The sequence below is a fragment of the Gemmatimonadota bacterium genome (assembly GCA_009841265.1).
GTDB lineage: Bacteria > JAAXHH01 > JAAXHH01 > JAAXHH01 > JAAXHH01 > JAAXHH01.
Genome location: VXMB01000012.1, coordinates 1 through 2746, shown reverse-complemented (window position 1 = coordinate 2746; position 2746 = coordinate 1). Strand labels below are relative to the sequence as shown.

At 53.7% G+C, this 2746-nt stretch carries 2 protein-coding genes; both read left to right on the top strand.

The window, feature by feature from the left end; genetic code table 11:
- The first annotated feature begins 89 nt into the window (after positions 1-89).
- A complete protein-coding gene (locus F4X08_12700; protein MYD26661.1) occupies positions 90-1067 on the top strand; it encodes an IS1595 family transposase in 978 nt (325 codons plus the stop codon).
- Between the two features lie 458 nt (positions 1068-1525).
- Entirely contained in the window at positions 1526-2149 is a 624-nt protein-coding gene (locus F4X08_12695) for a hypothetical protein (GenBank protein MYD26660.1), read from the top strand.
- Positions 2150-2746: the final 597 nt, after the last annotated feature.

The following is a 2746-nucleotide window of genomic DNA, read 5'->3' as shown; positions in this document are numbered from 1 at the left end:
GGGAATTATATCGCAAACTAACAAAACCGCTTGACTCAGACACGCACTAATGTTAGTCTTAGTCTTATATTCAAACTGGATAAGGCGATATGGCAACACGAAACGCACCCGGCAAGCACTACCGCAAAGGCATCTCGATGCCTAAGTTGTTCCGCATGTTCCCAAACGACGCGGTAGCGGAACAATGGTTCGTCAAACAGCGATGGGGCGATAGCGTCCGTTGCGCTTGGTGCGACGGCGATCACGTCTCAATCAAACCGAGTCATCCTCAGATGCCGTACCGTTGCCTAGACTGCAAAAAGCATTTCAGCGTCAAGTCGAACTCGGTTATGCATGGCTCCAAAATCGGCTATCAGAAGTGGGCTATCGCCATGTACTTGCTGACCACCAATCTCAAGGGCGTGTCAAGCATGAAACTGCATCGAGACTTGGACATAACCCAGAAAGCCGCGTGGCACATGATTCACCGCATACGTGAATCATGGTCTGACAAAACCGACGTGTTCGACGGTACCGTAGAGGTTGACGAAACCTACATCGGAGGGCGTGAGCGCAACAAGCACAACTCCAAGAAATTGAACGCGGGACGCGGGACTGTAGGCAAGACTCCAGTCGTCGGCGCTAGGCAACGTGAAACCGGCAACGTCAAAGCCGAAGCGATAGCCGCGACCGACAAACGCACGTTGCAGGGATTCGTCAACTCCAGCACGTCGGACGATACGACGGTCTACACGGACGAAGCAAGCGCGTACGTCGGAATGAACCGCAAGCATGAATCGGTCAAGCACAGCGTCAAAGAGTTCGTTCGCGGTCAAGCCCACACGAACGGCATGGAGTCGTTCTGGGCTACGCTGAAACGCGGCTACAACGGCACGTACCACCACTTCAGCGCGAAGCACTTGCAGGCGTACGTCAACGAGTTCGCGGGACGGCACAACCAGCGTCCGCTAGACACTGAGGATCAAATGTCGGCGATGGTTCGCGGCATGGACGGCAAACGTCTGCGGTACGCCGACTTGATAGGCGACGCGTCCAATCGACAACCAAGACTCCTCAAGCAGTTTTGATCGTCTGTTTCGCTCCGCTTCGACGTATGGGGCGATTAAAGCGGCTTCGCGTTTAGCATCCAAGACTCGCTTCACCATCTGGTTGTGACTACGCTCAAAGGGCGAAACCTGTCCGATTCCGTGTACTTGCGTTTCGCGTTGGATACGTGTAGAGTCGTGCATGAAGGTAACCTTCTTTACTTTGGGACGCACCAGTTAGCCGCTGGTGCGTTCTGCGTTGTTGGCTAACTGCCAACGAGTCGCGAGTCTACCATCAATCGCCGCGCAAGCCGACGCGTCTAACGGTGTAACGTGTGGGTATCAATCTGTGTTAGTGTTTGAACTGCTACATCAATCTTCATGTTTCAGGCGTTGCGCGTGTCGCATGAATGGAGCGCGTCGCGCCCCCTCTGCGCGCAAGCCTGAACGAAGGTTGATGTAGCAAGCGATCTGTTCATTGCCGCGAGGGGGTATCACCGTTGAAATGGGGGCGCACCGAGTTCTTGGTTGTCGGACTGATAGCGGCGGGATTGGCGGCGTGGGTGTTGTGGCTTATGCCGAATGGAGACAGCGGCGAAACTGACAGCCTGACGGCGATGAGACTAGCGTATCGACTCGACTCGTACGACCATATGACCATCCAATTTCTCAAAGACGACGACAACCTGCGCGAGACTTTCATGGCTCACAAAGAGTTGTTGGAGGCAACGGACTTTCACGAATCGAAGATGATCGCCAATCATCCAGACGACGACGCGCTCGCCGACTTGATAGAGGGCAGACGTGCGGAACGCACCGCGGTTGCGATGGTGACTCTAGTCGATTTCATGTCTAGCCCGAACGTCGATGTTTTAGCGGCTACGGTTACGCCGATCGTGCCAGTCGTAGTAGCCGCGCCTTCAGCATCCGACGACTCGCCTTCGTTCATCATGGCTAAAGAGGTCATATTCGAGTGCGCGCAGTTGGCGCGCTGGTACGATGAACGAAGCACTTACGCCCACTTGGGCAAGATGATGTCTCACTACGAAGATGAAGGGGGATTCAACGCAGATTTCGACAGAGACGAAGCAAGGGCCGCGCTTGACAGTTGCGGCGCGCCCTAGATTGGAGAATCGAATTGACTCAGAGACGCAGACGCAAGAAACCAGTCGGACGCCCTCCGCTGCCTATGCCCGAACCGATACCCGACACGCCCGAAAACGTAGCCCGTGCTGTGCTTACCACACGCCCGAAACGCGATGAAGATTGGCAGTACTGGAAAGACTACAAAGATGGCAAACTCCGCTAGTTCAAAGCGGTTTTGTTAGTTTGCGATATAATTCCCAAATATTTGATCCCATCCATGGTTTATAGTCCACCGAAAATGGTATGGGACGCTAGGTCGCCGAGGATAATCGCGTCTATTTGGGGAGATCGAGCGACCTTAGATATTATCAATATCTGAACATTTCGAAGTAAACTTGGCATCGCCAACTCGTCTTCAATCCCAGCAACAAGCAGCATCGTGCCTCGTTTCAACCACATTCGCCTGACTGGCGTGACTTTGGCATTAGCTGTCGTCGTATCGCTTGTGTTGGGGTGTAGCGGCGGTGAAGTTGAGTTGGTCGCAACGAGTGAAGATGGGGAAGTTGAGGTAGATGAAACTACGTCGGGTTCTTCATTGTTTGAAGTGGTGGAGATCGTCATGACGTTGACGCCTA